The organism is Limnohabitans sp. TEGF005 (genome assembly GCF_055394835.1).
This window is the reverse complement of the sequence record NZ_AP029226.1, coordinates 1,699,025-1,721,595: the sequence shown is the minus strand read 5'-3', so window position 1 is coordinate 1,721,595 and position 22,571 is coordinate 1,699,025. Positions and strand designations below refer to the sequence as shown.

The 22,571-nt window shown below is 59.3% G+C and carries 23 protein-coding genes; 11 read left to right on the top strand and 12 right to left on the bottom strand.

Annotation, left to right across the window (positions count from 1 at the left end; all coding sequences use genetic code 11):
- Positions 1-81 precede the first annotated feature (81 nt).
- Both ACZ5RG_RS08310 and ACZ5RG_RS08305 read left to right on the top strand, forming a co-directional pair.
- Entirely contained in the window at positions 82-1,353 is a 1,272-nt protein-coding gene (locus tag ACZ5RG_RS08310) for an O-antigen ligase family protein (RefSeq protein WP_464446798.1), read from the top strand.
- A complete protein-coding gene (locus ACZ5RG_RS08305) occupies positions 1,350-2,348 on the top strand; it encodes a glycosyltransferase family protein (RefSeq protein WP_464446797.1) in 999 nt (332 codons plus the stop codon). The genes ACZ5RG_RS08310 and ACZ5RG_RS08305 overlap by 4 nt, the downstream gene beginning before the upstream one ends.
- On the opposite strand, the gene galE is transcribed toward ACZ5RG_RS08305, so the two are convergent.
- The 8 genes from galE to ACZ5RG_RS08265 all read right to left on the bottom strand — a co-directional run bounded on the left by galE (position 2,345) and on the right by ACZ5RG_RS08265 (position 12,172).
- Positions 2,345-3,325: a UDP-glucose 4-epimerase GalE gene (galE, locus tag ACZ5RG_RS08300; protein ID WP_464446796.1), complete on the bottom strand. Its 981-nt coding sequence runs from the start codon at positions 3,323-3,325 to the stop codon at positions 2,345-2,347. The genes ACZ5RG_RS08305 and galE overlap by 4 nt on opposite strands.
- Positions 3,326-3,439: 114 nt before the next feature.
- On the bottom strand, positions 3,440-4,753 hold the full coding sequence (locus tag ACZ5RG_RS08295) for a TolC family outer membrane protein (protein WP_464446795.1): 1,314 nt from the start codon (positions 4,751-4,753) through the stop codon (positions 3,440-3,442).
- Between the two features lie 36 nt (positions 4,754-4,789).
- Positions 4,790-5,119, bottom strand: a complete 330-nt coding sequence (locus ACZ5RG_RS08290) for a rhodanese-like domain-containing protein (protein WP_464446794.1) — start codon at positions 5,117-5,119, stop codon at positions 4,790-4,792.
- Positions 5,120-5,131: 12 nt separating this feature from the next.
- Positions 5,132-5,791: a protein-L-isoaspartate O-methyltransferase family protein gene (locus ACZ5RG_RS08285; protein ID WP_464446793.1), complete on the bottom strand. Its 660-nt coding sequence runs from the start codon at positions 5,789-5,791 to the stop codon at positions 5,132-5,134.
- Positions 5,792-5,847: 56 nt separating this feature from the next.
- Complete coding sequence (locus ACZ5RG_RS08280; protein WP_464446792.1) at positions 5,848-9,039, bottom strand: efflux RND transporter permease subunit; 3,192 nt, start codon at positions 9,037-9,039, stop codon at positions 5,848-5,850.
- 13 nt (positions 9,040-9,052) lie between these two features.
- Positions 9,053-10,186 (bottom strand): efflux RND transporter periplasmic adaptor subunit, encoded by a 1,134-nt coding sequence (locus ACZ5RG_RS08275; RefSeq protein ID WP_464446791.1) that lies wholly within the window; start codon positions 10,184-10,186, stop codon positions 9,053-9,055.
- Positions 10,183-10,836 (bottom strand): TetR/AcrR family transcriptional regulator, encoded by a 654-nt coding sequence (locus ACZ5RG_RS08270; protein ID WP_315236505.1) that lies wholly within the window; start codon positions 10,834-10,836, stop codon positions 10,183-10,185. The genes ACZ5RG_RS08275 and ACZ5RG_RS08270 overlap by 4 nt, the downstream gene beginning before the upstream one ends.
- A gap of 139 nt (positions 10,837-10,975) precedes the next feature.
- The gene (locus ACZ5RG_RS08265) at positions 10,976-12,172 is read right to left on the bottom strand and encodes an acyl-CoA dehydrogenase (protein WP_298597257.1); all 1,197 of its coding nucleotides are present in this window, start codon (positions 12,170-12,172) and stop codon (positions 10,976-10,978) included.
- Between the two features lie 376 nt (positions 12,173-12,548).
- On the opposite strand from ACZ5RG_RS08265, the gene ACZ5RG_RS08260 reads away from it, so the two are divergent.
- The 4 genes from ACZ5RG_RS08260 to ACZ5RG_RS08245 all read left to right on the top strand — a co-directional run bounded on the left by ACZ5RG_RS08260 (position 12,549) and on the right by ACZ5RG_RS08245 (position 15,575).
- The gene (locus ACZ5RG_RS08260; RefSeq protein ID WP_298597254.1) at positions 12,549-13,439 is read left to right on the top strand and encodes a LysR family transcriptional regulator; all 891 of its coding nucleotides are present in this window, start codon (positions 12,549-12,551) and stop codon (positions 13,437-13,439) included.
- Positions 13,440-13,638: 199 nt separating this feature from the next.
- Positions 13,639-14,172 carry a peptide-methionine (S)-S-oxide reductase MsrA gene (gene msrA / locus ACZ5RG_RS08255; protein WP_464446790.1) on the top strand — a complete coding sequence of 178 codons (534 nt, stop codon included), beginning with the start codon at positions 13,639-13,641 and terminating at the stop codon, positions 14,170-14,172.
- Positions 14,173-14,256: 84 nt separating this feature from the next.
- The gene (locus ACZ5RG_RS08250) at positions 14,257-14,496 is read left to right on the top strand and encodes a hypothetical protein (RefSeq protein WP_315236499.1); all 240 of its coding nucleotides are present in this window, start codon (positions 14,257-14,259) and stop codon (positions 14,494-14,496) included.
- A 122-nt stretch (positions 14,497-14,618) separates the two neighbouring features.
- Positions 14,619-15,575 (top strand): AEC family transporter, encoded by a 957-nt coding sequence (locus ACZ5RG_RS08245; protein WP_298597247.1) that lies wholly within the window; start codon positions 14,619-14,621, stop codon positions 15,573-15,575.
- A 39-nt stretch (positions 15,576-15,614) separates the two neighbouring features.
- Here ACZ5RG_RS08245 and pdxH read toward each other — a convergent pair whose 3' ends face one another.
- Both pdxH and ACZ5RG_RS08235 read right to left on the bottom strand, forming a co-directional pair.
- Positions 15,615-16,247, bottom strand: coding sequence for a pyridoxamine 5'-phosphate oxidase (pdxH, locus tag ACZ5RG_RS08240; RefSeq protein WP_315136374.1), 633 nt, complete (start codon positions 16,245-16,247; stop codon positions 15,615-15,617).
- A gap of 96 nt (positions 16,248-16,343) precedes the next feature.
- Positions 16,344-16,958 (bottom strand): gamma-glutamylcyclotransferase, encoded by a 615-nt coding sequence (locus ACZ5RG_RS08235; RefSeq protein WP_464446789.1) that lies wholly within the window; start codon positions 16,956-16,958, stop codon positions 16,344-16,346.
- A 51-nt stretch (positions 16,959-17,009) separates the two neighbouring features.
- Here ACZ5RG_RS08235 and ACZ5RG_RS08230 point away from each other — a divergent pair, with 51 nt between their 5' ends.
- From ACZ5RG_RS08230 to eda, 3 genes are all read left to right on the top strand, one after another.
- The gene (locus ACZ5RG_RS08230; RefSeq protein WP_464446788.1) at positions 17,010-17,240 is read left to right on the top strand and encodes a hypothetical protein; all 231 of its coding nucleotides are present in this window, start codon (positions 17,010-17,012) and stop codon (positions 17,238-17,240) included.
- A 169-nt stretch (positions 17,241-17,409) separates the two neighbouring features.
- Positions 17,410-19,251, top strand: a complete 1,842-nt coding sequence (gene edd / locus ACZ5RG_RS08225) for a phosphogluconate dehydratase (protein ID WP_464446787.1) — start codon at positions 17,410-17,412, stop codon at positions 19,249-19,251.
- Complete coding sequence (eda, locus tag ACZ5RG_RS08220; protein WP_464446786.1) at positions 19,242-19,889, top strand: bifunctional 4-hydroxy-2-oxoglutarate aldolase/2-dehydro-3-deoxy-phosphogluconate aldolase; 648 nt, start codon at positions 19,242-19,244, stop codon at positions 19,887-19,889. Before edd ends, eda begins: the two co-directional genes overlap by 10 nt.
- 207 nt (positions 19,890-20,096) lie before the next feature.
- Here the strand turns inward: eda and gloA are convergent, their stop codons facing one another.
- Complete coding sequence (gene gloA, locus ACZ5RG_RS08215; RefSeq protein ID WP_315136383.1) at positions 20,097-20,507, bottom strand: lactoylglutathione lyase; 411 nt, start codon at positions 20,505-20,507, stop codon at positions 20,097-20,099.
- Positions 20,504-21,070: a PaaI family thioesterase gene (locus ACZ5RG_RS08210; protein ID WP_298601906.1), complete on the bottom strand. Its 567-nt coding sequence runs from the start codon at positions 21,068-21,070 to the stop codon at positions 20,504-20,506. The genes gloA and ACZ5RG_RS08210 overlap by 4 nt, the downstream gene beginning before the upstream one ends.
- A 216-nt stretch (positions 21,071-21,286) precedes the next feature.
- Here ACZ5RG_RS08210 and ACZ5RG_RS08205 point away from each other — a divergent pair, with 216 nt between their 5' ends.
- Both ACZ5RG_RS08205 and ACZ5RG_RS08200 read left to right on the top strand, forming a co-directional pair.
- On the top strand, positions 21,287-21,664 hold the full coding sequence (locus ACZ5RG_RS08205) for a VOC family protein (protein WP_298601909.1): 378 nt from the start codon (positions 21,287-21,289) through the stop codon (positions 21,662-21,664).
- On the top strand, positions 21,661-22,542 hold the full coding sequence (locus tag ACZ5RG_RS08200; protein WP_298601911.1) for a PA4780 family RIO1-like protein kinase: 882 nt from the start codon (positions 21,661-21,663) through the stop codon (positions 22,540-22,542). Before ACZ5RG_RS08205 ends, ACZ5RG_RS08200 begins: the two co-directional genes overlap by 4 nt.
- Positions 22,543-22,571: the final 29 nt, after the last annotated feature.

Here is a 22,571-nt window from a genome sequence, read left to right as displayed (position 1 = left end):
CCCGAGCGTTCAGCGTCCGTACCGCTTCAATGTGTATCGCACGCATTGGCTGGCACGGGTGGTCAACAAACTAGAAAAATTATGGAAAAAATAGACACCCCTTACCGGTATTTCCCATGGTTCACGGGCGCGCTTATGGCTGGCGTATTGGTCGTTCCAGGGTTTTATGCCTTGCTGTCGCTGTGGCTAGCTCTTTTTGGAGCTTGGCACGTAAGGGGTTGGACACAGCGTATTTGGCGACCTTCCTTGGCCATCGGCGCCATGCCTATTTGGGTGGGTATGGCCGTGTATGTGTTGTTTGGGGTGACAACAGGCTTGTTCCATGGCTACAAAGCAGCCTACTTTGAAGCCTATGTCCCTATGTTTTTGGCTCCGTTCATTGTTAATGCTGTCGTGGTCGCGCGTCCGCCGGTGAAGATGCTTTGGCTTGGGGCCGCCACTGCCGCCGTTCTAGCGGGTCTCGTGGGTAGTTACCAGTCTTTGTACTTGCTAATGGGCAGAGCAGGTGGGGTCATGAACAACGTCATCATGTTTGGTGATTTGGCGGTGGTGCTGGCAATGGTTTCCGCTTTTGGCGCTTTTTTTGGCGTTAATGATGCGGACCCGAAGTGGATGCGGCGATTCATGTTTCTGGGTGCGGCCATGGGTGTTTGGGCTTCACTACTCAGCGGGTCTAAGGGGGGGTGGATCTCCATTTTGATGTTATCTGTGATTTTGGTTTGGATGGCTTTACGTCATTGGCATTGGGTTCGGCGTGTAGCGGTGGCAGGTGCCGTGCTCGGTGGCGTCGTGGCGGCTGCTTTTTTGGCTCCGCCGGATTTAGTCGTCAATCGGATTTCTCAAGGGTTGCAAGGAGCGAGTGCTTGGTTCACGACAGGGCAAATCACGGAAGGCTCTGTCAGTATCCGTTTAGAAAAATGGAAGCAAGCAATTGGCATGGTTGCCGATAAGCCCTTGACGGGCTGGACGACAGAGGGGTCCGTGATTGAAATTGACAAACGACTTCGCCAAACCAGCGCGGGTGCATATCCTGGTGGTGGTCGGTGGACTCAAACCGAAAACGACCTTTTGCAAGCCGCCATTGTTCATGGCGTACCAGGTTTGGCATCTTGTTTGTTTCTTTACATTGGTTTTTTATGGGGGTTCATTCGAATTCGTCAACAAGATGTACAAAATGCACTGTGGGTTGGGGTGGCTGCTGTGGGCGCACTGTTGGTTGTACTGATGTTGGAATTTGGTCTCTCGGTTGTGGTTCTGGGGCGCAATGCCTTTAGGCACACCCTGATTGCTTGGGCCATGTTGGCCCTGGCCTACTTGATTCTTTTTCGGTCACAACGGCCTGCGCAAAAATGAAACTGATTTGGCTGTGCCACCCCATCAAAAAAGCCGTGGGTGGGGTGAAGGTGATCTACCGACAAGCTGAGTTGGTTGATACTTTGCTGAAGCCTTTGGGTCACCAGTCTGTGGTCATGCACCCCAATACTTGGTCATTCAGGGTCAAGTGGTTTGATTCCACGGTTTCTGTCGAACACCAATTTTTTAAATGGCGCTGGGTTGGAAAACCCTCTATGTCAGGGATTGAGGGGCGTTTTGACCCCGAGCAAGACCTGGTGGTTTTGCCGGAATTGTGGGCGCGCAAGTACGGTGATCAGCTCGCTCATATGGGCGTGCCTTATGCCATTTATGTGCAAAACGGCTATTACATAAGCAAAGGTGCCCCGGCTGTTCTGAATGTGGCTTATGCGGGTGCTCGGTGCATCTTGACGATTTCGGACGACGCGAGTCGCTGTGTCGCCATGGCATTCCCTCGCACGGACGGCCGGATTTTGCGGGTTCACTACTCGGTCGACGCTGCGCGTTTTAACCCCTATCAAACCAAAGAGAACCTCATCACCTACATGCCACGCAAGTTGGCTGATCACTCATCCAAGGTTTTGTTTTTCTTGCGCAACCATTTGCCAGCCCATTGGCGAATTCAAGCCATCGATGGCTTGAACGAGGTGGGCGTAGCTGACTTACTTCAGCGCTCCAAGATCTTCATGTCGTTCAGCCATTTCGAGGGTTGCCCCTTGCCCCCGTTGGAGGCAGCGCTGTCGGGTAACCAAGTTATTGGCTACACGGGGCAGGGAGCCCAAGAATATTGGGTTCCTGAGATCTTTGAGGCCGTCGAGTCTGGCAACGTGGTGGGCTTTGCGCAGAGCGTTTTGCGCAAGGTAAAACAGCTTGATGCTTTGTCGTGCTTTCCAATCGAGGTCCAAGCGATTGACACCTTGAGCAAGCGGTACAGCCCCACCCAAGAACGCGCAGATATGCAAGCCTTTATTCAGTTGATGGGGTTGACCGCTTAAGTCCGTTTGGTATGCGATTGTTCCCAGACCCATGCATGCCGCACCATGGTCTCAAGGTCGGTATATTGGGGTTGCCAGCCCAGTTGCTGTCTCGCCAGTGTGGCGTCCGCCACCAGTCTAGCCGGGTCGCCGTCTCGTCGAGCTGCGTCGCGGACGGTAACCGGTCGGCCCGTCACCCGTTTGGCTGTGTCGATCACTTCTTGAACTGAAAATCCGTTGCCATTGCCCAAGTTGTAGCGCTGGCTACCACCACCTTTCATCAGGCTTTGCAGCCCCAGCCAGTGCGCGGTGCAGAGGTCGTTGATGTGGATGTAGTCGCGGATGCAGGTGCCGTCGGGTGTATCGTAGTTGCGGCCAAATACCTCAATATGGGCACGCCGCCCCGATGCGGCTTGCAATACCAGGGGGATCAGGTGTGTTTCGGGCTCATGTCGCTCGCCCAGTTCACCGTCTGGGTCGGCCCCTGCTGCGTTGAAGTAACGCAGACACACGGACTTCAAACCGTATGCCCGGTCATAGTCCTCCAGCACCTGTTCGATCATCAGCTTGCTGCGGCCATAAGGATTGATGGGATTCTGAGGGTGAACTTCATCAATCGGCGTGTACTGCGGCGCGCCAAAAGTGGCGGCAGTTGACGAGAAAATGAACCGCTTTACATCCGCCGTTCGCATCGCATCCAACAAATTCAGCGTGTTTGTGACATTGTTTTCGTAATATTTGGCCGGGTCCTTCACGGACTCGCCAACTTGGATAAACGATGCAAAATGCATGACAGCGTCATAACAGCCTGATTGCAACAATTTAGCTAACAAGGTGCGGTCGGCCAGATCGCCCTCTACAAACGCACCGAACAACACGGCCTCACGATGGCCGCTGCTCAAATTATCCAATGTGGTCACTTCGCAGCCCATGCGGCCGAGCAGTTTGACCATGTGAGAGCCTATATAGCCTGCACCACCAATCACCAAAATATTCATTCTTGTATTTCGTATTCAAGAGCGCCCTCAAAGGGCATATTCAATTCAATGATGGTGAAAAGTGCTTGGGGTGAGCGAAGCACGCATTACTGCAAGAAATGGACCCCACGCCATTTATTTCAGCAACTTGCTGATGTTGAGCACATCCTCGTCCTTCAACACCCCCGCCGCCTGACGCAGCTTCAACTGGCCCAGCAGCACGTCATACCGGGCTTTGGCCAAATCGCGCTTGGTCTGGAAGAGTTGGCTTTGGCTGTTGAGCACATCGATGTTGATGCGCACGCCCACTTGGTAACCCAGTTTGTTGGCATCAAGAGCGCTTTGGCTGGAGGCTTCGGCCGCTTCAAGGGCTTTGACTTGTCCGAGGCCTGACTGCACGCCAAAGAAAGCGGTGCGGGTGGCTTGGGAGACGCTGCGCTGCGCCGCGTCGAGGTCGTTGCGGGCTTTTTCTTCCAGCGCCACGGTTTCTTGGATGCGATTTTGGGTGGCGTTGCCTGCGTACAAGGGCAGGTTAAAGGCCAAGCCAATGGTGGTGGCGTTGTTGTCTACCCGAGATGTCAAGTTGCCGTTGCGAAAGCGCGTGCCGCCATAAGAAGCGGTCAAGTCCAATGTCGGCATGTGGCCGGCTTTGGCTTTTTCGGTTTCGAGTTGGGCCACTTCCAAACCAATGCGGGCTTGCTCAATGGCCGGGCTTTGTTCGGTGGCTTGTTGAACCCAGGTTTGTGCATCACCGCCAGCGGCTGCGTTAAGGGCTGCGTCCGCCTTGAGTGCCAAGGGCTGCGCGTTGGTGGTGCCGACAGATTGGTCAAGTGCCAACTTTTTGACCCGCAAATCGTTCTCGGCTGCAATTTCTTGCGCCGTCACCAAGTCAAAGCGCGCTTGCGCTTCGCGCGTGTCGGTGATGGTGGAGGTGCCCACTTCAAAGTTGCGCTTGGCTGCGGCCAATTGTTCGGACACCGCTGACTTTTGCGCTTTCACGAAGGCCAGGCTTTCTTGGGCGGTGAGCACATCGAAATAGACTTGGCTCACACGCACGATGAGCTCTTGCTCCGCCGCCTTGAGCTGGGCTTGGGCCAAGTCCAATTGTTTTTGGCCTTGGCGGTAGCCAGCCAAGTTGGCCGGGCGATACAGTGGCTGGCTGGCGCTGAGCGTGGCTGTGCGTGTGCCGTATTGGGCATCCGCATTGGTGCTGGTTCGGTTGTCAAAGTCGGTCTCACTGACCGTTGCCCCCAGTCCGGCGCTGGGGCGCAGCAAGGCTTTGGCTTGTGCTGCTTTGGCCAAGTTGGCTTGGTATTGCGCCTGCGCAGCTTTGAACGACGCGTCGTACACCTTGGCGGCCTCATAAAGTTGGACCAGACTTTGGGCTTGAGCTGCGCCTGTGAAAACAGCGGCCAGGGAAAGGGTCAAGGGCAAGATGCGCAGTTTCATGGGGGATTCTTTCAAAACTCAGTGAGGCCAGCCGGCTCAATAAACCGGGATGGTGGGGTCGACTTGCATGGACCATGCATGGATGCCGCCCGAGACGTTGGCGACTTGGTAGCCGTGTTGGCTCAAAAAGGAGGCCACTTGCATGCTGCGGCCACCGTGGTGGCACAGGCAGGCAATGGGGCGGGACTTGTCCAGTTCGTCCAATCGAGCCGGTATGGTTTGCATGGGCATGTGCACCAGGTCCAAGCCTTCGGTTTGGACGCTAGCCGTTTGCACTTCCCAGCCTTCACGCACATCGAGCAAGACAGGGCGCAGCGCTTGGCCTTTGGCCCATTCGGCGACTTGTGCAGGGCTGATTTGTTCCATGGTGCGCCTGCGTCAGAACTGGAAGCGTGAGGGCTCGGCAAAACCCGTCAAACGTGGGGCGTTGCAATCCCAAGGCTCGGTGGTTGTCCAGCTGCTTTCGCTGGTGCGGGTGATGACGGTGGCACGCATCATGGGCTCGTCCCCCACGATGGCGGCCAAGCGCCCCCCCACGCTGAGTTGCTGCAACAAGGCGCTGGGCACTTCGGCCACAGAGCCGTTGAGCAAAATGACATCAAACGGGCCATCGGCCACGGCGCCTTGGCTGCCATCGGCGTGGCGCACGGTGGCATTGCTCACGCCGGCTTTTTGCAAGTTGGCTTGGGCTTGTGCAGCCAGATCGGCATCGACCTCCAGGCTCAACACGTGCGCCGCTTGGTGGGCCAGCAGGGCGGCCATGAAGCCCGAACCGGTGCCAATGTCGAGCACTTTGTCGGTTTTTTGCACAGCCAGGTCTTGCAGCAAGCGAGCCTGAACCCGTGGTGCCAGCATGACCTGGTTGGGCGCTGCGCCCAGGGGGATTTCCATGTCCACAAAGGCCAGTGCTTTGTGTGCCAAGGGCACAAAGTCTTCACGGCGCACGACCGAGAGCAGGGCCAGCACTTGCGGGTCCAGCACTTCCCAAGGGCGGATTTGCTGTTCGATCATGTTGAATCGGGCTTGATTCAGATCCATGGGGTACTCCTGAAAGGGTTATCGCTAAATGAGGGTGATTTTAAGGGGCGGGAGCGTCATGTCCCTGACGGCTTGGGGGCAAGGCCCGCTTTACGGCGAATCCATTGCGCCAGGTCATCCATGTAGCAATACACCACAGGGACCACCACCAGGGTCAGCAGCGACGAGGTGATGACACCACCGATCACGGCCTGGCCCATAGGGGCGCGTTGTTCCGAGCCTTCGGTCATGGCAAAAGCCAAGGGCACCATGCCGAAAATCATGGCCAAAGTGGTCATCAAAATCGGGCGCAAACGCACCTTGGCGGCCATCAAGAGCGCAGCGCTGCGCTCCATGCCGGGGATGCGTCGGCCATCGGCGTCCGTTTGGTCCTCTCGGGCGCGAATGGCAAAGTCCACCAGCAAAATGGCGTTTTTGGTGACCAAGCCCATCAGCATGATGACCCCGATGATGGAGAACATCGACAAGGTCGAGCGGAAAGCCATCAGGGCCAGCACCACGCCGATCAAGGTGAGTGGCAGGGCCGTCATCAAGGCCAAGGGTTGCAAAAAGCTCTTGAACTGGCTGGCCAAGATCATGTAGATGAAGATCACCGCCATCGCCAAGGCCGACACCGCATAGCCAAACGACTCGGCCATGTTTTTGGTGGAGCCACCAAACTGGAAGCGGTAACCCGGTGGCAGGCTCACGCCCTCCATGACCTTGCGGATGTCTGCAGATACTTCGCCAGCAGCTCGGCCGTAGGTGTTGGCGTTGATGGCCACTTCGCGCGTCAGGTCGCGGCGGTTGATTTGGTTGGAGCCCGTCGATTCGGTGATTTTGGCCACTTGGCCCAAGCGCACCACACGCGGGTTGCCATCGGCCCCGGCAGCCACGGCAAAGGGCAGGCGTTTCAGGTCTTGTGGGGCATTGCGGCTTTCGGGTGACAGACGCACATTCACGTCATAGGTCTGGTCGTCGGGCGCGCGCCAGTTGCCCACGGTTTGGCCTGCGACCAAGGTGCGCAAAGGCCCAGCCAATTGCCCGGTTCCCAGTCCCAGGTCGGCCGCCGAGTCGCGCAGCACCTCCACGCGGATGGTGGGTTTGTTGGCCTTGACGCTGGAGTCCAAGTCCACCAGTCCGGGGATGTGGCGCACTTTGTCCATCACGCCCAAGGCCAGTCGCTCCAGCTCGCGCTGGTCTGGGCCTTGCAGCGAAAACTCGACTTGCTTGTTGCCACCCACCGAGTCCAGCAGGCCCACATGCGTGACGGTGATGCCGGGAATCTTGTTGAGCCGATCGCGCAACACGCCCGACATCTCGTCCACGCTGCGCTGTCGGCTTTTGCGATCGACCAAGCGAACATAAATGCTGCTGTTGTTTTTGCCCAAGGCGTTGCCGGTGTTGAGGGTGGCCAAGGTGTAGCGAACCTCAGGCAACTCACGGATGATGGCTTCGACTTGCCGGGCTTTGGCTTCGGTGGCTTGCAGCGAGCTGCCCACAGGCGTCTGGAAACTCACGGTGGTTTCTGAAAAATCGGCCTTGGGCACAAACTCGGTGCCGACGAAGCGGATCATGAAAATGCTCAGTGCAAAAACACCGACCGCCATCAGCACGGTTTTGCGTTTGTGCACCAGCGACCAAGCCAAGATTTTTTGATAGCCCTCGGCCAATTGGTCGGTGCCGCGCTCAAACCAGCCCGTTACCCGACCAATGGTTTTGTCGTAAAGGGTCACGGGCGCATGGTGCTTGCCATGCGCTTCGATGCTCGGGTCGTGCCAGATGCTCGACAGCATGGGGTCGAGTGTGAAGCTCACAAACATCGAGATCATCACCGCTGCCACGATGGTGATGCCGAACTCGTGGAAGAACTTGCCGATGATGCCTTCCATGAAGCCGATCGGCAAAAACACCGCCACGATGGACAGTGTGGTGGCCAGCACAGCCAAGCCAATTTCTTGCGTTCCGTCGAGCGAGGCATTCCAGGCATTTTTGCCCATTTGCACATGGCGCACGATGTTCTCGCGCACCACGATGGCGTCGTCAATCAGCAAGCCCACGCACAGCGACAAGGCCATCAGCGTGATCATGTTGATGGTGAAGCCAAACATCTGCATGAACATGAAGGTGCCGATCAGCGAGATCGGCAAGGTCAAGCCCGTGATGACGGTGGAGCGCCAAGAATTCAAAAACAGGAAAACAATCAGCACCGTCAGGATGGCCCCTTCGATCAGGGTGCGCCGAACGTTGTCGACCGCCACGCGGATGGGGCGCGAACTGTCCGTGATGGGCTCCAGTCGGATGCCCGCAGGTGCCTGGCTTTTCATCTCGGCCACGGTCTTGATCAGGCCATCAATCACGTCGATGGTGTTTTCGTCCTGGGCTTTTTGCACCGTCATCAGCAGCGTGCGCTGGCCGTTGTACAGAGCCATGGTTTCAAGCTCTTGGGCACCGTCTTGCACCCGAGCCACCTGAGACAAGCGCACCGAAGTGTTGCCTTTGCGGGCCACGATGATGCGTTCAAAGTCCTCGGGGCGCTTCACGCGCGATTCGATTTGAACCATGCGCTCTTGCTCCAGCGAGCGGATCGCGCCCACAGGTAAGTCCTGGTTCTCGTTGCGCACCGCATTGACCACTTGCTCAGCGGTCACGCCCAAGGCCTCCATGGCAGTCGGCTGCAAATACAAATTGATTTCGCGCCGGGTGCCGCCCACCAAGGACACCGAGCCCACGCCGCGCACGTTCTCCAGGCGTTTTTTGAGTACTTGTTCAGACCAGTTGGTCAGCTCCACCGCACTCAGCGCGGGGCCTTTGGCTGTGTTGGTGCTGGCATCAGGCACCACAGCCAGCGACCAGATGGCGCGGGCCGACGGGTCGAAGCGCAGCACTTTGGGTTCTTTGACTTCGCTGCGCAGGCTGGGGCGAATGGCGGCCACTTTTTCGCGCACATCTTCAGCGGCCTTGCGACCGTTGATATTCAGCTGAAACTCAATCACCACCACCGATTGGTTTTCGTAGCTGCGCGAGGTGAGGGCGCTGATGCCCGCGATCGAGTTGACGCCTTCTTCGATCTTTTTGGAGACTTCGCTCTCGACAATTTCAGGCGATGCACCGGGGTACTCGGTGCTGACCACCACCACCGGGAAGTCGATGTTGGGAAACTGATCGACTTTGAGCCGTTGGTAAGAGAACAGGCCCAGCACCACCAAGGCCAGCATGACCATGGTGGCAAAGACGGGGTTTTTCAGGCTAACGCGTGTGAACCACATGAGTCGGCCTTTTTCAGCGCACGCCAGCGGTGAACTTCACCTGCGTGCCTTCGCGAACCGCGCCTGCGCTGGCCGTGAGCACTTGGGCCCCTTCGGCAAGCCCTTGCACTTCGACCCAGGTCAGGGTGATGTTTTGCGTTGTTTTTTCAGAACGGGTACCGGTTTGCACGGTCACATGACGCACTTGGTCTGCCTCGACCACTTGCACATAAGGCTGCGGCTTGTCGGTGCGCACGCTTGACAGCGGCACGGCCAAGGCCTTGACGGTGCGGGTGCCCAAGGTGCCTTCGGCAAACAAGCCCTGTCGCAAGCCATCTTGCCCGACCACACCCAGATAGACCAAGACACTGCGGCTGCCAGCTTGGGCGGCAGGGCTGATGCGCAAAACCTTGGCCGTGACGGGTTCGTCCATGCCTTCGATCTTCAACTGCGCTTTCATGCCTGCGCGCACCAGACTGGCGTCGGCGGAGGGCAAAGCCGCTTCGAGTTCGAGTTGGCTGAGGTTGACCACTTCCACAATGCGGGCGTCCAGTGCCATGCGCTCGCCGGGTTGTGCCAGGCGCTGGGCAATCTGCCCGCTGATGGGCGAGCGGATGCTGGCATCGTCCAAAGCCTTGCGGGCCACATCCAGTGCCGCCATGGCGGCCATGTGGGTGGCCTTGGCGCCATTCAGGCTGGCGGATGAGTTTTGCAAAGCGGTTTGCGAGATGAAGCCCTGGTCCACCAGCGCTTTGTTGTTGTCGAACTGCTTTTGTGCAATCTCGACTTGGGCCAGTGCGGCATCGGCTTGCTGTTTGGCTTGGCGTTCACGCGCTTGGTACTCGGTCGGGTCGATGCGGGCAATTACCTGGCCGGCTTTGACCTCGTCGCCTTCACGCACCACCAAATCCATCAACTCACCTGCCACGCGGGCTTTGACCATGGCGCTTTGGCTGGCCTTGAGCGTGCCCGAAACCGGCAAACCCAGCACCATGTCCATTTGGGTGGCCGGTACCACATCGCTGGCACTCAGCTCAATCTGGTTGGCGACCGGGGTCGTTTGGACCACGTTGGCTGCGGGCTTGCGCTGGCTGGCCCAGCGTGCTGTGCCAGCGATCACGACGGCCGCAGCCACGGCTGACAGGATCCAGAGGGTAGAACGTTTCATGGGGATTCAGACAATGAAAGACCACGCACCAGCAATCGGGCGTGTTGGGAGATGAATTTTTCGGGCTGGATTTGCTCTGACACCGGGCAGCATGGGCCCATGGAATGTTTCCACATCACCAAGAACAGCAAGGGTGCCATGACCGAATGCAAGGCCAACTCGACATCCACCGGGCTGAATTCACCTTGGTCGATGCCGCGTTGCAAAGCGTTGCGCACCAGCGTATGACCGGGCTCAATCACTTCGGTACGGTAAAACTGGGCCAGTTCCGGGAAGTTACTGGCCTCGCTCATCACCAGTTTGGAAATGCCCGATGCCTTGGTGTCGCCATAGCGGTGCCACCATTGCAGCATCATCCACTCCAGCAGTTCGCCTATCGTGCCTTTGAAGTTCGCCATTTCAGCGGCACCTTGGCTTACCGGCTCAATGACATTGGCACGCACCACGGCTTTGAACAGGTCTTCCTTGCTGGGAAAGTACAAAAACAGCGTGCCTTTGGACACGCCAGCGCGAGCGGCTACTTCTTCTACCCGGGTCGCGGCAAAGCCTTTTTCGACAAACAAGTCCAAAGCGGCATCGAGCAGCTCGCCGGGGCGGTCTTGCTTGCGACGTTCGCGCTTGTGCGCGACTGGGTGGTCGGAGGGGTTCACAAAGTCCTATTAATGACTGACTGGTTAGTAATGTAAGCCTTGGCTGGCACTTCGTCAAGCCGTCAGCGCACACTGCTGGGTAAAGCGCAGATCAAGAAAAAAGGGGCCGAAGCCCCTGGGTGTTGCAGCTGAGTGCTTGTCAATAGAAAGCCTGCAAGCCGGTTTGGGCGCGACCCAAAATCAGCGCGTGCACATCGTGCGTGCCTTCGTAGGTGTTGACGGTTTCCAGGTTGATCATGTGGCGGATGACGTGGTATTCGTCGTGGATGCCGTTGCCGCCGTGCATGTCGCGTGACATGCGGGCGATGTCCAGCGCCTTGCCGCAGCTGTTGCGCTTGATCATGCTGATCATCTCAGGCACCGCTTTGCCCTCGTCCATCAGGCGGCCCACGCGCAGGCAGGCTTGCAGACCCAAGGTGATTTCGGTTTGCATGTCGGCCAGTTTTTTCTGGATCAACTGGTTTTGCGCCAGCGGGCGACCAAACTGCACACGGTCCAGGGTGTATTGGCGGGCACGGTGCCAGCAGTCTTCGGCAGCACCCAGTGCGCCCCAGGCGATGCCGTAGCGCGCCTTGTTCAGGCAACCGAACGGGCCTTTGAGGCCGTTCACGTTGGGCATCAGGTTTTCGGACGGCACAAACACATCGTCCATCACGATCTCGCCGGTGATGCTGGCGCGCAGGCTCATCTTGCCTTCGATCTTGGGGGCGGTCAGGCCCTTCATGCCTTTTTCGAGGATGAAGCCGTGAATGGCTTCCTGGCCACCGACGGTGCCGTCTTCGTTTTCCAGCTTGGCCCAGACCACAAACACGTCGGCAATCGGCGAGTTGGTGATCCACATCTTGGCCCCCTTGAGGATAAAACCCCCGTCTACCGGCTTGGCGCGGGTCAGCATGCTGGCTGGGTCAGAGCCGTGGTTGGGTTCGGTCAGACCAAAGCAGCCCACCCATTCGCCCGTAGCCAACTTGGGCAGGTATTTTTGGCGCTGCGCTTCGCTGCCGTATTCGTTGATCGGGTGCATGACCAGTGAGCTTTGCACGCTGATGGCGCTGCGGTACCCGCTGTCCACGCGCTCGACTTCGCGGGCGATCAGGCCATAGGCCACATAGCTCAGGCCCGCACAGCCATAGCCTTCGATGGTGGAGCCCAAAAAGCCCATGGCCCCGGCCTCGTTCATGATCTCGCGATCGAATTTTTCATGGCGGGCCGCTTGCAGCACGCGGGTTTGCAGGCGTTCCTGGCAAAAGGTGTGGGCGGCTTCGACGATGGCGCGTTCGTCATCGGAAAGTTGCTCGCTCAGCAAAAAGGGGTCATTCCATTGGAAAGTAGGCTTCATTTTGGGTCTCCTGGGTCAGTGCTTAACTATTAGATCAGTGTGTCATACCCGTCACAGCGGTGATCCATGGCTTTTTTAACGCCATGGAGGGCTTTCCATTGCGACGGAGCGCCTTCTATCAAGACGGAGCGCTTTTTATCGATACAGAGCGCTTTTTATCAAGACGGAGCGCTTTCTATCGAGACGGAGCGCTTTCTATCGAGACGGAGCGCTTTCTATCGAGACGGAGCGCTTTCTATCGCGGTGGAAGGCTTTTTTACACGGTGTCATGCCCGCGAATGCGGGTATCCATGACTTTGCAACGGTGCCATTGTTGGCACTTCATGAATAGTTGTCTAATATTGATTATCGATGCAGCAATACATTTTTTAAATCCATGGAATTCCGTCACCTGCGTTACTTCCTCATGCTGGCCGAAGAGCTGCATTTTGGCCGCGCCGCCCAGCGCCTGTCGATTTCGCAGCCGCCTTTGAGCTTGAACATTCAACAGCTTGAAGCCTCGGTTGGGGCGCAATTGTTCAACCGCAACAGCCGGGGTGTGCAGCTCACCGCAGCGGGTTTGGCCTTTGTGCCTGCGGCGCGGGCTTTGTTGGCGCAAGCCGGTGCGGCGGCCCGCGAGGCACGCGATGTTGCCGAGGGCCAATCGGGCCAGTTGCTCATTGGCTTTCCCGGCACCATGCTGTATTGCGGTTTGCCGCAAGTCCTGAGCCGCTTTCAGGCCAGTCACCCGCGTTTGCGACTGGTGTTGCGCGAGCTCAGTTCGTCAGAGCAATTGTCCGAGTTGCTGCGCGACCGACTGGATGCGGGTTTTGTACACACGCCCCGTGTGCCGCCCGGGTTTGAGCATATTTTGGTGGCCAGCCAGCCCTTGGTGGCCTGCTTGCCTGCCAGCCATCCCTTGGCGGGTGCGGCCAGTCTGAGCTTGAATGCGCTGTCAGGGCAAGACTTGGTGGTGGTGTCCCGCACTGTATCGCCCGATTACCACGAGCGCATTGTGATGTTGTGCGAGCAAGCCGGCTGGATGCCACCTGTGGTGCACGAGTTGCGCCACTGGCTGAGCGTGGTGTCCTTGGTTTCGCAGGGTTTGGGTGTGGCGCTGGTGCCGCAGGCGTTGCAGCAATCGGCGCTGGCGGGCGCGGTGTTCGTGCCGCTGCGCGAGGTGGAGGTGCGTTATGACACGCGATGCCTGTGGCGCAGCGACCGAGACCAAACGGCGCTGGGGGACTTTGTTCAGGCGGTGCAGGCTGGGCTTGTGGGCGACCGATAATTCAAATGGCTTTGGGTGGGCTCGGGGCGCCTTGGGGGGCATTGGGCAGGGGATGGATCCCGCATCCAGTGCGGGATGACAAGCAAACCCATCACCCCTGACTCGATTCAGAGGTTGATCCGGACTCGATTCGGAGTTTGTACTCTGTCACCCCGGACCTGATCCGGGGTCCATCTTCAAAATCGCAATAGGAACAAACATGACAGAAACTTTGGTTTTGGGCGGCGGGTGCTTTTGGTGCACCGAGGCGGTGTACGTCAAGGTGCAGGGCGTGGCCGACGTGGAGTCGGGCTATTGCAACGGCCAAACCACAGCGCCTACTTACGAAGCAGTGTGCACAGGCCGCACCGGTCACAACGAGGTGGTCAAGCTGGCATACGACCCGACACAGATCAGCACCCGTGAGTTGCTGGAGATTTTCTTTGTCATCCACGACCCGACCACCCTCAACCGCCAGGGCAACGACACAGGCACACAGTACCGCAGCGGCATTTACTTCACCTCGCCCGAACAGGCCGAGGTGGCTCAGGCGCTGATCGCCGAGTTGACGGCTGCCAACGCGTTCGGTCAGCCCATCGTGACCGAGGTGCTGGCGCTGAACAACTACAGCGCGGCCGAGGATTACCACCAAGACTTTTTTGAGCGCAACCCCTACCAAGGTTATTGCATGGCCGTGGCTGCGCCCAAGGTGACCAAGTTCAAGAAGACGTTTGCGCGTCTGGTGCGTGAGTGAAAATACCGGCTGTCAATGTCAGCTGATACCCCACTTGAACGCAGTTGCTGCAACGGTGATCAGCCCATTTTCAAAAGGAAACGCATGCAAAAAATAGCTTTTTTTCTCATCGCCCTGACCTTGTCTTGGGGAGCCTCAGCCCAACACAGCAGCAAAGAAACCCAAGAAGACATCACGCGCCACCGCGCCATGGCCACGGCCCATGAGGCGGCAGCCAAATGCCTCGAATCCGGCAAAAAGCCTGAACAATGCACCAAGGAATTGCAAGCCGCTTGCAAGGGTTTTGCGCTGGGCAAGAGCTGCGGAATGAAGCACGTCCACTGAACGCTTATAGCCAGAAGAGCGCGCCAAGCCTTTGGTTTGGATGTGGCGTGTGCGGTTGCTGTGCTGGGGGGCTAAGTGGTTTCCGCTGAGAAATGACGCTGGCAGACCGGGATAATCCAGTCATGAACCTTGATCACCCCGTCCTGTCCTCGCTGCTGCCTGTGGTGTTGCTGATCTTCATTGGCTTTGTCGCCGGCAAGGCCAAGTTGGTGCGCGGTGAGTCGGTGCGTGATTTGTCCAATTTGGTGTTTCTGGTACTGACCCAGGCCTTGCTGTTTCGCACCATGAGCAGCGTGCACATCGAGCAGCTCGATTTCAAACCCGTGATGCAGTACTTCCTGGTGGCGGGGTCTTTGTTTGTTGCCATGCTCTGGCTCTACGGCAGCAACAGCCGTGCTTCGGTATTGGCATTGGCCAGCATTTTCAGCAACACCTTGATGATCGGCGTGCCGCTGATCGGTCTGGCTTATGGGCAAGAAGGGCAGGTGCTGCTGTTCACCCTGATTTCATTGCACGCCTTGGTGTTGTTGAGCGCGGCCACACTGGTGCTTGAGTTGCAAGTCGCACAAGAACAGGCGGCCTTGTCGGGTGAGCGACGGCCCATCTGGCGCACCGTGGCGTCGGCTATCCGCAACGCCATCATTCACCCTGTGCCGCTGCCGATTTTGGTAGGGCTGGCTTATGCGCAGACCGGCTGGGGCTTGCACCCCATCGTGGACCGCCCATTGGCTTTGCTGGGCAGTGCTTTTGGGCCCGTGGCCCTGGTGTTGGTAGGCATCACTTTGGCGCTCACGCCCATCGGACGGCAGCTCGGTCTGGCGCTGCGTTTGTCCTTGGTGAAAACCGTGTTGCACCCGATGCTCATGTTGGCGGCGGGCTGGCTGTTGGGCCTGCGTGGGCTGCATTTGGCGGTGATGACGGTGGCAGCGGCACTGCCGATTGGCGCTAATGTCTTTTTGTTTTCGCAGCGTTACCGCAAGGAAGAAGATGCCGTGACAGCCGGCGTGGCCGTGTCCACCGCCATGGCGGTGTTGAGCGTGTCGGCGGTCATGGCGGTGCTGCCCTTGTTACCCGCCTGAATACCTGTCTGATTACCCGCCTGATGCGGCCAGTTTGGGTCAGGGTGCCAGGCGCTCGCGCAACCAATCGCCGCCATCCTGGGTGTAACGCAAACGGTCATGCAAACGGCTTTTGCGTCCTTGCCAGAACTGCCATTGGTCGGGTACCAGGCGGTAACCGCCCCAGTGAGGCGGGCGAGGTGGTTGCAGCATGAACTGCGCGGCATATTTGGCGGCGTTGGTCACCAGCACAGTGCGACCGTCGATCACCTGGCTTTGAGGGGAAGCCCAAGCACCGATGCGCGAGTCCAGCGGGCGGCTGTGAAAGTAAGCATCGCTCTCTTCGGCGCTGACTTTTTCCACGCGGCCTTCAATGCGCACGACGCGCTCTAACTCGACCCAGTGGAACTGCAAAGCCGCAAACGGATTGCCACCCAGTTCCTGGCCTTTTTGGCTGTCGTAATTGGTGTACCAGACGATGCCGCGATCGTCGTAGCCCTTGATCAACACCACCCGTGTGCTGGGTCGCAGGTTGTTGGCCACGGTGGCCAGCGTCATGGCGTTAGGTTCGGGCACTTCGGATGAGATGGCTTCTTGCAGCCATTGCTCAAATTGCTTCAAGGGGTCGGCGTGGGAGGCGTTTTCGTTGAGCTCGGCTTTTTCGTAGCTCTTGCGCAGGTCGGCGATGTTCATGGCTTGAGTATAGGCAGAGCTTGTGTGTGCAGACCGACTTGGGGCGGGTGGGCTTGGGGTGGACGGGGGCTTGGTGAGCGGGCGGCCACGGGTGCTTCAGTCGGCGTGGCGCAGCAGGGCGGCCAAAGCCCGGTCTTCAATGCCGTGGGCCAGCAGGCTTTCATGGGTTTTGCGGGCATAGTCCAGCGTGGTGCCAAATCTGCCACAGGCTTGCTGAAAGATCTGCCGGTACGTTTGAGCGGGTAAATGCCCCGTGAAGCTGGCGCTGCTGCGGGGAAGGGTAAAGGCCAGCGCTTTGACCGGGCCATGTGGTGTCGCGCAAGACAGCCAGTTGGGGGTGTAAACGTCCATGGGCATCTCGCGTTCCCAGAGCCGTACCAATACCTCGTCGGCCTGATCTTGGGCCACCCGGTAGACCACGCCTTGGCAACTGCCGCCAGGCAACAAGGCAAACACCAAGCCTGGACATTCCGGGCTGCCCCGGTTCAGTCGGCTCCACATTTTCAGGGCGCGGTGCCAGCCCCAAACGCGGGTGATGTGCTGCTCTGTTGCCTCGAATTCGGGCCGCCAAAGCAGCGAGGCATAGCCGAACACCCACAAATCCTGACCTGCTGCTTGTGTTCGAAAGCGGTCGAGTAAATCACCCTGAAATCCCGCACATGAAGTCGCGGGAGCGGGCTGAACTTGGGAATCCAGTTCTGTGTCAGTCATGTGCAAAGAGGCCCCATTACAATCTGGCCACTATTTTCGGAGAAAACAAACATGTCGACCCCTCAAGATGACAACCAACCCGTAGTTTGGGCCGTTCTGGTGGCCGTGATCGTGCTGACCATTGGCTTGGCCGTCGGTTTTGGCATTGCCAAAAGCAAAAAGGCCGCCCCAGCAGCGCCCGCTGCTGTCACTGTACCTGTTGCAGAAGCTTCTGCGCCAGCCCCAGACGCGTCTGCACCCGCCGCTGCCGCACCAGCAGCCGATGCTTCTGTTGCCAAGTAATTCAGCACGTGACGCAACAAAAAACCCGCTTCGGCGGGTTTTTTGTTGCCTTATCGGTTTCGCTCACGACTTGTACCCAGTCTGTAACCGCCCAAACGAACCAAAACAGGGGAACACGGTTACCATCGGTCATGTAATTTAGTTACCACGTCTGACCCGACGTCAAAACATGACCCTCCACCCCATACTGGTCGCTGTGACCGCCCGCATCACTGAGCGCAGCCGTCCGACCCGACAGGCCTATTTGCAACAGGTCGATGCAGCCGCCCACAAAGACCCCGGTGCCCAGCGCCTGGGCTGCGCCAACGTGGCCCACGCCTTTGCCGCCATGCCCGAAGGCGACAAAGGCCGCGCCACCGCACTCGACAAAATCAAGGTGGTGGCCCCGCGTGCCCCGAATATCGGCATCGTCAATGCCTACAACGACCTGCTGTCTGCCCATGCGCCGCTGCAGCACTACCCCGACCTGATCAAGGACGAAGCCCGCAAGCTGGGCGCCACCGCCCAAGTGGCGGGCGGCGTGCCCGCCATGTGTGACGGCGTGACCCAAGGCACCCCCGGCATGGAACTGAGCCTGTTCAGCCGCGACGTGATCGCCATGGCCACGGCGGTGTCGCTCAGCCACGATGTGTTTGACGCGGCCTTGATGCTGGGTGTGTGCGACAAGATCGTGCCCGGCCTCTTGATTGGCGCTTTGCAGTTTGGCCATTTGCCCACGGTGTTTGTGCCCGCAGGCCCCATGACCAGCGGTTTGTCCAACAGTGAAAAGTCCAAGGTGCGCGAGAAAGCCGCACTGGGGCAGGTGGGCCGCGCCGAGCTGTTGGAAGCCGAATCCAAGGCTTACCACGGCGAAGGCACTTGCACTTTTTATGGCACGGCCAACAGCAACCAAATGCTGCTCGAAGCCATGGGCTTGCACGTGCCTGGCACGGCCTTCATCAACCCCGCCGAGGGCGTGCGTGCCGAGCTGACCCGCGAGGCGGCCCGCACCGTGCTGGCGCTGGTCAAGGGGCAAAACTTCACGCCCATTGGCCGTTTGGTCGACGAGCGTTGCATCGTCAACGCCATGGTCGCCTTGTTGGCCACGGGCGGCTCGACCAACCACTTGATCCACTGGGTGGCGGTGGCCCGTGCAGCGGGCATCGTGATCGACTGGGACGATTTTTCGGCCCTGTCGGACGTGGTGCCCTTGTTGACCCGCGTCTACCCCAACGGCAGCGCCGATGTGAACCAGTTCCAGGCCGCAGGCGGGCCGGGCTATGTGATCCGCGAGTTGCTCGACGCCGGGCTGATGCACGCCGATGTGCTCACGGTGCGCCCCGGTGGCCTGCGCGAATTCACCCGCATCCCCTCGGCACCAAACGGCCAACTGCTTTGGCAGGACGCCGGTGCCAGCAAAGACGACACCGTGGTGCGCCCCGCCAGTAGCCCCTTCAGCACCACGGGTGGCCTCAAGCTTTTGCAAGGCAATCTGGGCCGCAGCGTGATCAAAATCTCGGCCGTGCCTGAAGAGCTACACGTCATCGAAGCGCCAGCCCGCGTGTTCAGTTCGCAAGACGAGTTGCATGCCGCCTTCAAGGCAGGCGAGTTGGAGCGCGACATCGTCTGCGTGGTGCGCTGGCAAGGGCCACAAGCCAACGGCATGCCTGAGCTGCACAAACTCACACCGCCGCTGGCCGTGCTGCAAGGCAAAGGCTTCAAGGTGGCACTGGTCACCGATGGCCGCATGAGTGGTGCCTCGGGCAAAGTGCCTGCGGCCATCCACATCTCGCCCGAAGCCGCTGCCGGTGGCCCCTTGGCCAAGGTCCAAGACGGTGACCTGATCCGCCTCGATGGCGTGGCGGGCACCTTGCAAGTGCTGGTGAGCGAGGCCGAATGGGCCGCTCGCCCCTTGGCCCAAATGCCCGCCGAACTGTCCGCCGCCAATGGCGTGGGCATGGGCCGTGAACTGTTTGCCAACCTGCGCCGCAACGCGCTCAAAGCCGAAGAAGGAGCCTGTACATGGCTGTGAATCTGAATGGTCCTCTGACCGCCCTGCAAGTGATGCAGGACGCCCCCGTGATCCCCGTGATCGTGCTGAGCGACGTGGCCCACGCCGTGCCCATGGCCCGTGCCCTGGTGGCGGGCGGCATCCGCATGTTGGAAGTCACCCTTCGCACCCCGCAGGCGCTGGCCTGCATGGAAGCCATTGCCAAAGAAGTGCCCGGCGCTGTGGTCGGGGCAGGCACGGTGCGCAGCCCCGCGGATGCGGCAGCAGCGGCCAAAGCCGGTGCGCGTTTTGCGGTCAGCCCGGGCTACACCAAACTGGTGGGCCAGGCTTGCCGCGACAACGGCCTGTCATTGTTGCCCGGTGTGGCCACCGGCAGCGAAATCATGATGGCCCAAGAAGACGGCTACACCGAACTCAAATTTTTCCCGGCCATGCAAGCGGGTGGCCCAAACATGCTCAAGGCCTGGAGCGGCCCGTTCTTTGATGTGAAGTTTTGCCCCACGGGCGGTGTCACGCAGCAAAACGCCAACGACTTGCTGAGCTTGCCCAATGTGGCTTGCGTGGGCGGCTCGTGGTTGGTGCCTGCCGATGCGCTGGCAAAAGGCGACTGGGCTCGCATCGAAGCTCTGGCCCGAGAAGCCAGCCAGTTGCTGCGCTGATTCTCGGTGTGTCATACCCGACTCGACCGGGTATCCCTGTTTAATTCTGTCATACCCGGCTTGACCGGGTATTTATGTTTCAGTTTGTCATACCCGGCTGGACCGGGTATCCATGGTGGTCGAAGGTATGGACCCCCGATCGGGTCGGGGGTGACAGGGTTTGGTCATGGACCCCCGATCAGGTCGGGGGTGACTGGGGTTCTGGGTTTAGCGCAGCCCTTGTCCACCTGCAAACTCGGCTCGCTGAATCAGCTCGACCTTGTAACCATCGGGGTCGGTCACAAAGGCGATCACGGTGCTGCCGCCTTTGACCGGGCCGGCCTCGCGCGTCACGTTGCCGCCGTTGGCCTTGATTTTTTCGCAGGCGGCATACGCGTCGGGCACGCCTAAAGCGATGTGACCGTAGGCGGTGCCCATCTCATAGCTCTCAACGCCCCAGTTCCAGGTCAGCTCCAGCTCGGCGTGGTCGGGGTTGCTGCCGTAACCCACAAAGGCCAGCGAGTATTTGTACTCGGGGTTTTCGGAGGTGCGCAGCAGTTTCATGCCCAGCACCTGCGTGTAAAAGTCAACTGAGCGTTGCAGGTTGCCCACGCGCAGCATGGTGTGAAGAAGTCTCATTTTTGAGTTCCGGTGGTGGCTGAAGTGGGCATGTCAAACACCAGGCAGGCGGTGCTGGCATGGGCATAGAGTGTGCCATCCGGCCCGACCAATCGCGCTTCGGCGGTGGCCAGCTGACGGCCGCAGTGCACCACTTGGCCAATGGCCCGTACGCGCTGGACTTTCGGGGTCAGGGCCTTGACCAGTTTCACGCTCAGATCGGCCGTGGTGTAGCCGCGTCCCGGCGGCATCATGGTGTGCACGGCGCAGCCCAGAGCCGAGTCAAGCAAGGTGGCAAACCAGCCCCCATGCACCGTGCCCAGTGGGTTCATGTGCTGCAGGCCGGGCGTGCCCTGAAAAATCGCCTGGCCCGGGCTGACCTCGATCAACACAAAGTCCAGTGTTTTGGCGATGCTGGCGTAGGGCAGCTCGCCAGAGAGCAAGCCTTGCATGACCTCTAAGCCTGTTTTGCCCGCGATTTGGTCGGGGCGGGCCACGCCGGGGCCTGCGCCCGCATTCAGGCGGGTTCGTATTTCTTGTTCTTGCGCCATCCAGGCGTCGAGCAAATTGACCGGTGTGTTCATGGTGTTGTCGAGATCAAAAAAGAAGGATGTTTCATGCCCGAGGGCAGCTGTTTGTGCTGACGATTTCATCAAAGACTCAGCTTGCCTCGGTTCAGGCCCCCAAAGCAACCACATTGGCGACTTGCCGGGGTCTGTTCACGGGCTTTCTCACGCGTCGCTTCAAGTACCATTACCCGAATTCAATTCGCCCGATGCCGGGTATTAACGGAGAAAGCCATGTTCAGCCATGTGATGTTGGGTGTGAATGACCTCGAGGTCTCCAAAAAGTTTTATGACGCCGTGCTCGGCACCCTGGGCCACGGCCCCGGCGTGGCCAACAAAAACCGCTATTTTTACCGCAGTCCCACGGGCACCTTCGCCATCACCACGCCCATCAACGGCGAGCCCGCCTGCCACGGCAACGGCAGCACCATTGGGTTCACCGTGCCATCGGCCGAGCAGGGCGATGCCTTCCATGCGGCGGGCGTAGCCAACGGCGGCACCACTTGCGAAGACCCACCCGGTTTCCGTGAAACGCCAGCGGGCAAGCTGTACCTGGCTTATTTGCGCGACCCGGACGGCAACAAGCTCTGCGCCTTGCATCGCCCTGGATGAAGGCTCCCCCCAGACTGCAGACCCTCGTCGACGAGGGGCTGATCGACACCGTGGTGCGCCAGCTCATGAGCGGCAAAGAGGCCATGGTGTTCGTGGTGCGCTGCGGTGACGAAACCCGCTGCGCCAAGATTTACAAAGAAGCCACCCACCGCAGCTTCCGGCAAGCGGTGGACTACACCGAAAACCGCAAGGTTAAAAATTCGCGCTCTGCCCGTGCCATGGCCAAGGGCAGCAAGTTTGGCCGGCAAGAACAGGAAGCCGCCTGGCAAAGCGCCGAGGTCGATGCGCTTTACCGCCTGGCTGCAGCTGGGGTACGTGTGCCCAAGCCCTTTAACTTTTTTGATGGCGTGCTGCTGATGGAGCTGGTGACCGACGCCCATGGCGACGCCGCGCCGCGTCTGAACGATGTGGCCTTCACGCCCGAGCAAGCGCGGCAGCACCACGCCACCCTGATCGCCGAAGTGGTGCGCATGCTTTGCGCGGGGGTGGTGCACGGTGACTTGTCCGAGTTCAACATCTTGTTGGCGCACTTGCCGGGTGAAGGCGACCAGCCTGGGGTGGACGAGCCGGTCATCATCGACCTGCCGCAGGCGGTGGATGCTGCGGGTAACAACCACGCCCAACGCATGCTGCTGCGCGATGTGGGCAACCTGCGAGATTTCTTTGGTCAGTTCGCGCCCGAACTGCTCCAGACCGAATACGGCCCCGAAATCTGGAGCCTGTATCAGGCCGGACTGTTGAGCAACGAGACACCGCTGACAGGTCACTACGAGCGTTCAACTGCCGATGTGGACATGCAGGCCGTGTTGCGCGAAATCGACGACGCCCGCGACGAAGAGGCTGCACGTCGTTTGCGCATGGCCACGCCTGCAGCTTGAGGATCGGCCATTCTTCCCATGTCGCCCAC

Excerpts from the sequence above, each read along its gene's own strand:
- ACZ5RG_RS08310 (WP_464446798.1), top strand. The coding sequence starts at position 82 with ATGGAAAAAATAGACACCCCTTACCGGTATTTCCCATGGTTCACGGGC.
- ACZ5RG_RS08305 (WP_464446797.1), top strand. The coding sequence starts at position 1,350 with ATGAAACTGATTTGGCTGTGCCACCCCATCAAAAAAGCCGTGGGTGGG.
- galE (WP_464446796.1), bottom strand. The coding sequence starts at position 3,325 with ATGAATATTTTGGTGATTGGTGGTGCAGGCTATATAGGCTCTCACATG.
- ACZ5RG_RS08295 (WP_464446795.1), bottom strand. The coding sequence starts at position 4,753 with ATGAAACTGCGCATCTTGCCCTTGACCCTTTCCCTGGCCGCTGTTTTC.
- ACZ5RG_RS08290 (WP_464446794.1), bottom strand. The coding sequence starts at position 5,119 with ATGGAACAAATCAGCCCTGCACAAGTCGCCGAATGGGCCAAAGGCCAA.
- ACZ5RG_RS08285 (WP_464446793.1), bottom strand. The coding sequence starts at position 5,791 with ATGGATCTGAATCAAGCCCGATTCAACATGATCGAACAGCAAATCCGC.
- ACZ5RG_RS08280 (WP_464446792.1), bottom strand. The coding sequence starts at position 9,039 with ATGTGGTTCACACGCGTTAGCCTGAAAAACCCCGTCTTTGCCACCATG.
- ACZ5RG_RS08275 (WP_464446791.1), bottom strand. The coding sequence starts at position 10,186 with ATGAAACGTTCTACCCTCTGGATCCTGTCAGCCGTGGCTGCGGCCGTC.
- ACZ5RG_RS08265 (WP_298597257.1), bottom strand. The coding sequence starts at position 12,172 with ATGAAGCCTACTTTCCAATGGAATGACCCCTTTTTGCTGAGCGAGCAA.
- ACZ5RG_RS08260 (WP_298597254.1), top strand. The coding sequence starts at position 12,549 with ATGGAATTCCGTCACCTGCGTTACTTCCTCATGCTGGCCGAAGAGCTG.
- msrA (WP_464446790.1), top strand. The coding sequence starts at position 13,639 with ATGACAGAAACTTTGGTTTTGGGCGGCGGGTGCTTTTGGTGCACCGAG.
- ACZ5RG_RS08250 (WP_315236499.1), top strand. The coding sequence starts at position 14,257 with ATGCAAAAAATAGCTTTTTTTCTCATCGCCCTGACCTTGTCTTGGGGA.
- ACZ5RG_RS08245 (WP_298597247.1), top strand. The coding sequence starts at position 14,619 with ATGAACCTTGATCACCCCGTCCTGTCCTCGCTGCTGCCTGTGGTGTTG.
- pdxH (WP_315136374.1), bottom strand. The coding sequence starts at position 16,247 with ATGAACATCGCCGACCTGCGCAAGAGCTACGAAAAAGCCGAGCTCAAC.
- ACZ5RG_RS08235 (WP_464446789.1), bottom strand. The coding sequence starts at position 16,958 with ATGACTGACACAGAACTGGATTCCCAAGTTCAGCCCGCTCCCGCGACT.
- ACZ5RG_RS08230 (WP_464446788.1), top strand. The coding sequence starts at position 17,010 with ATGTCGACCCCTCAAGATGACAACCAACCCGTAGTTTGGGCCGTTCTG.
- edd (WP_464446787.1), top strand. The coding sequence starts at position 17,410 with ATGACCCTCCACCCCATACTGGTCGCTGTGACCGCCCGCATCACTGAG.
- eda (WP_464446786.1), top strand. The coding sequence starts at position 19,242 with ATGGCTGTGAATCTGAATGGTCCTCTGACCGCCCTGCAAGTGATGCAG.
- gloA (WP_315136383.1), bottom strand. The coding sequence starts at position 20,507 with ATGAGACTTCTTCACACCATGCTGCGCGTGGGCAACCTGCAACGCTCA.
- ACZ5RG_RS08210 (WP_298601906.1), bottom strand. The coding sequence starts at position 21,070 with ATGAACACACCGGTCAATTTGCTCGACGCCTGGATGGCGCAAGAACAA.
- ACZ5RG_RS08205 (WP_298601909.1), top strand. The coding sequence starts at position 21,287 with ATGTTCAGCCATGTGATGTTGGGTGTGAATGACCTCGAGGTCTCCAAA.
- ACZ5RG_RS08200 (WP_298601911.1), top strand. The coding sequence starts at position 21,661 with ATGAAGGCTCCCCCCAGACTGCAGACCCTCGTCGACGAGGGGCTGATC.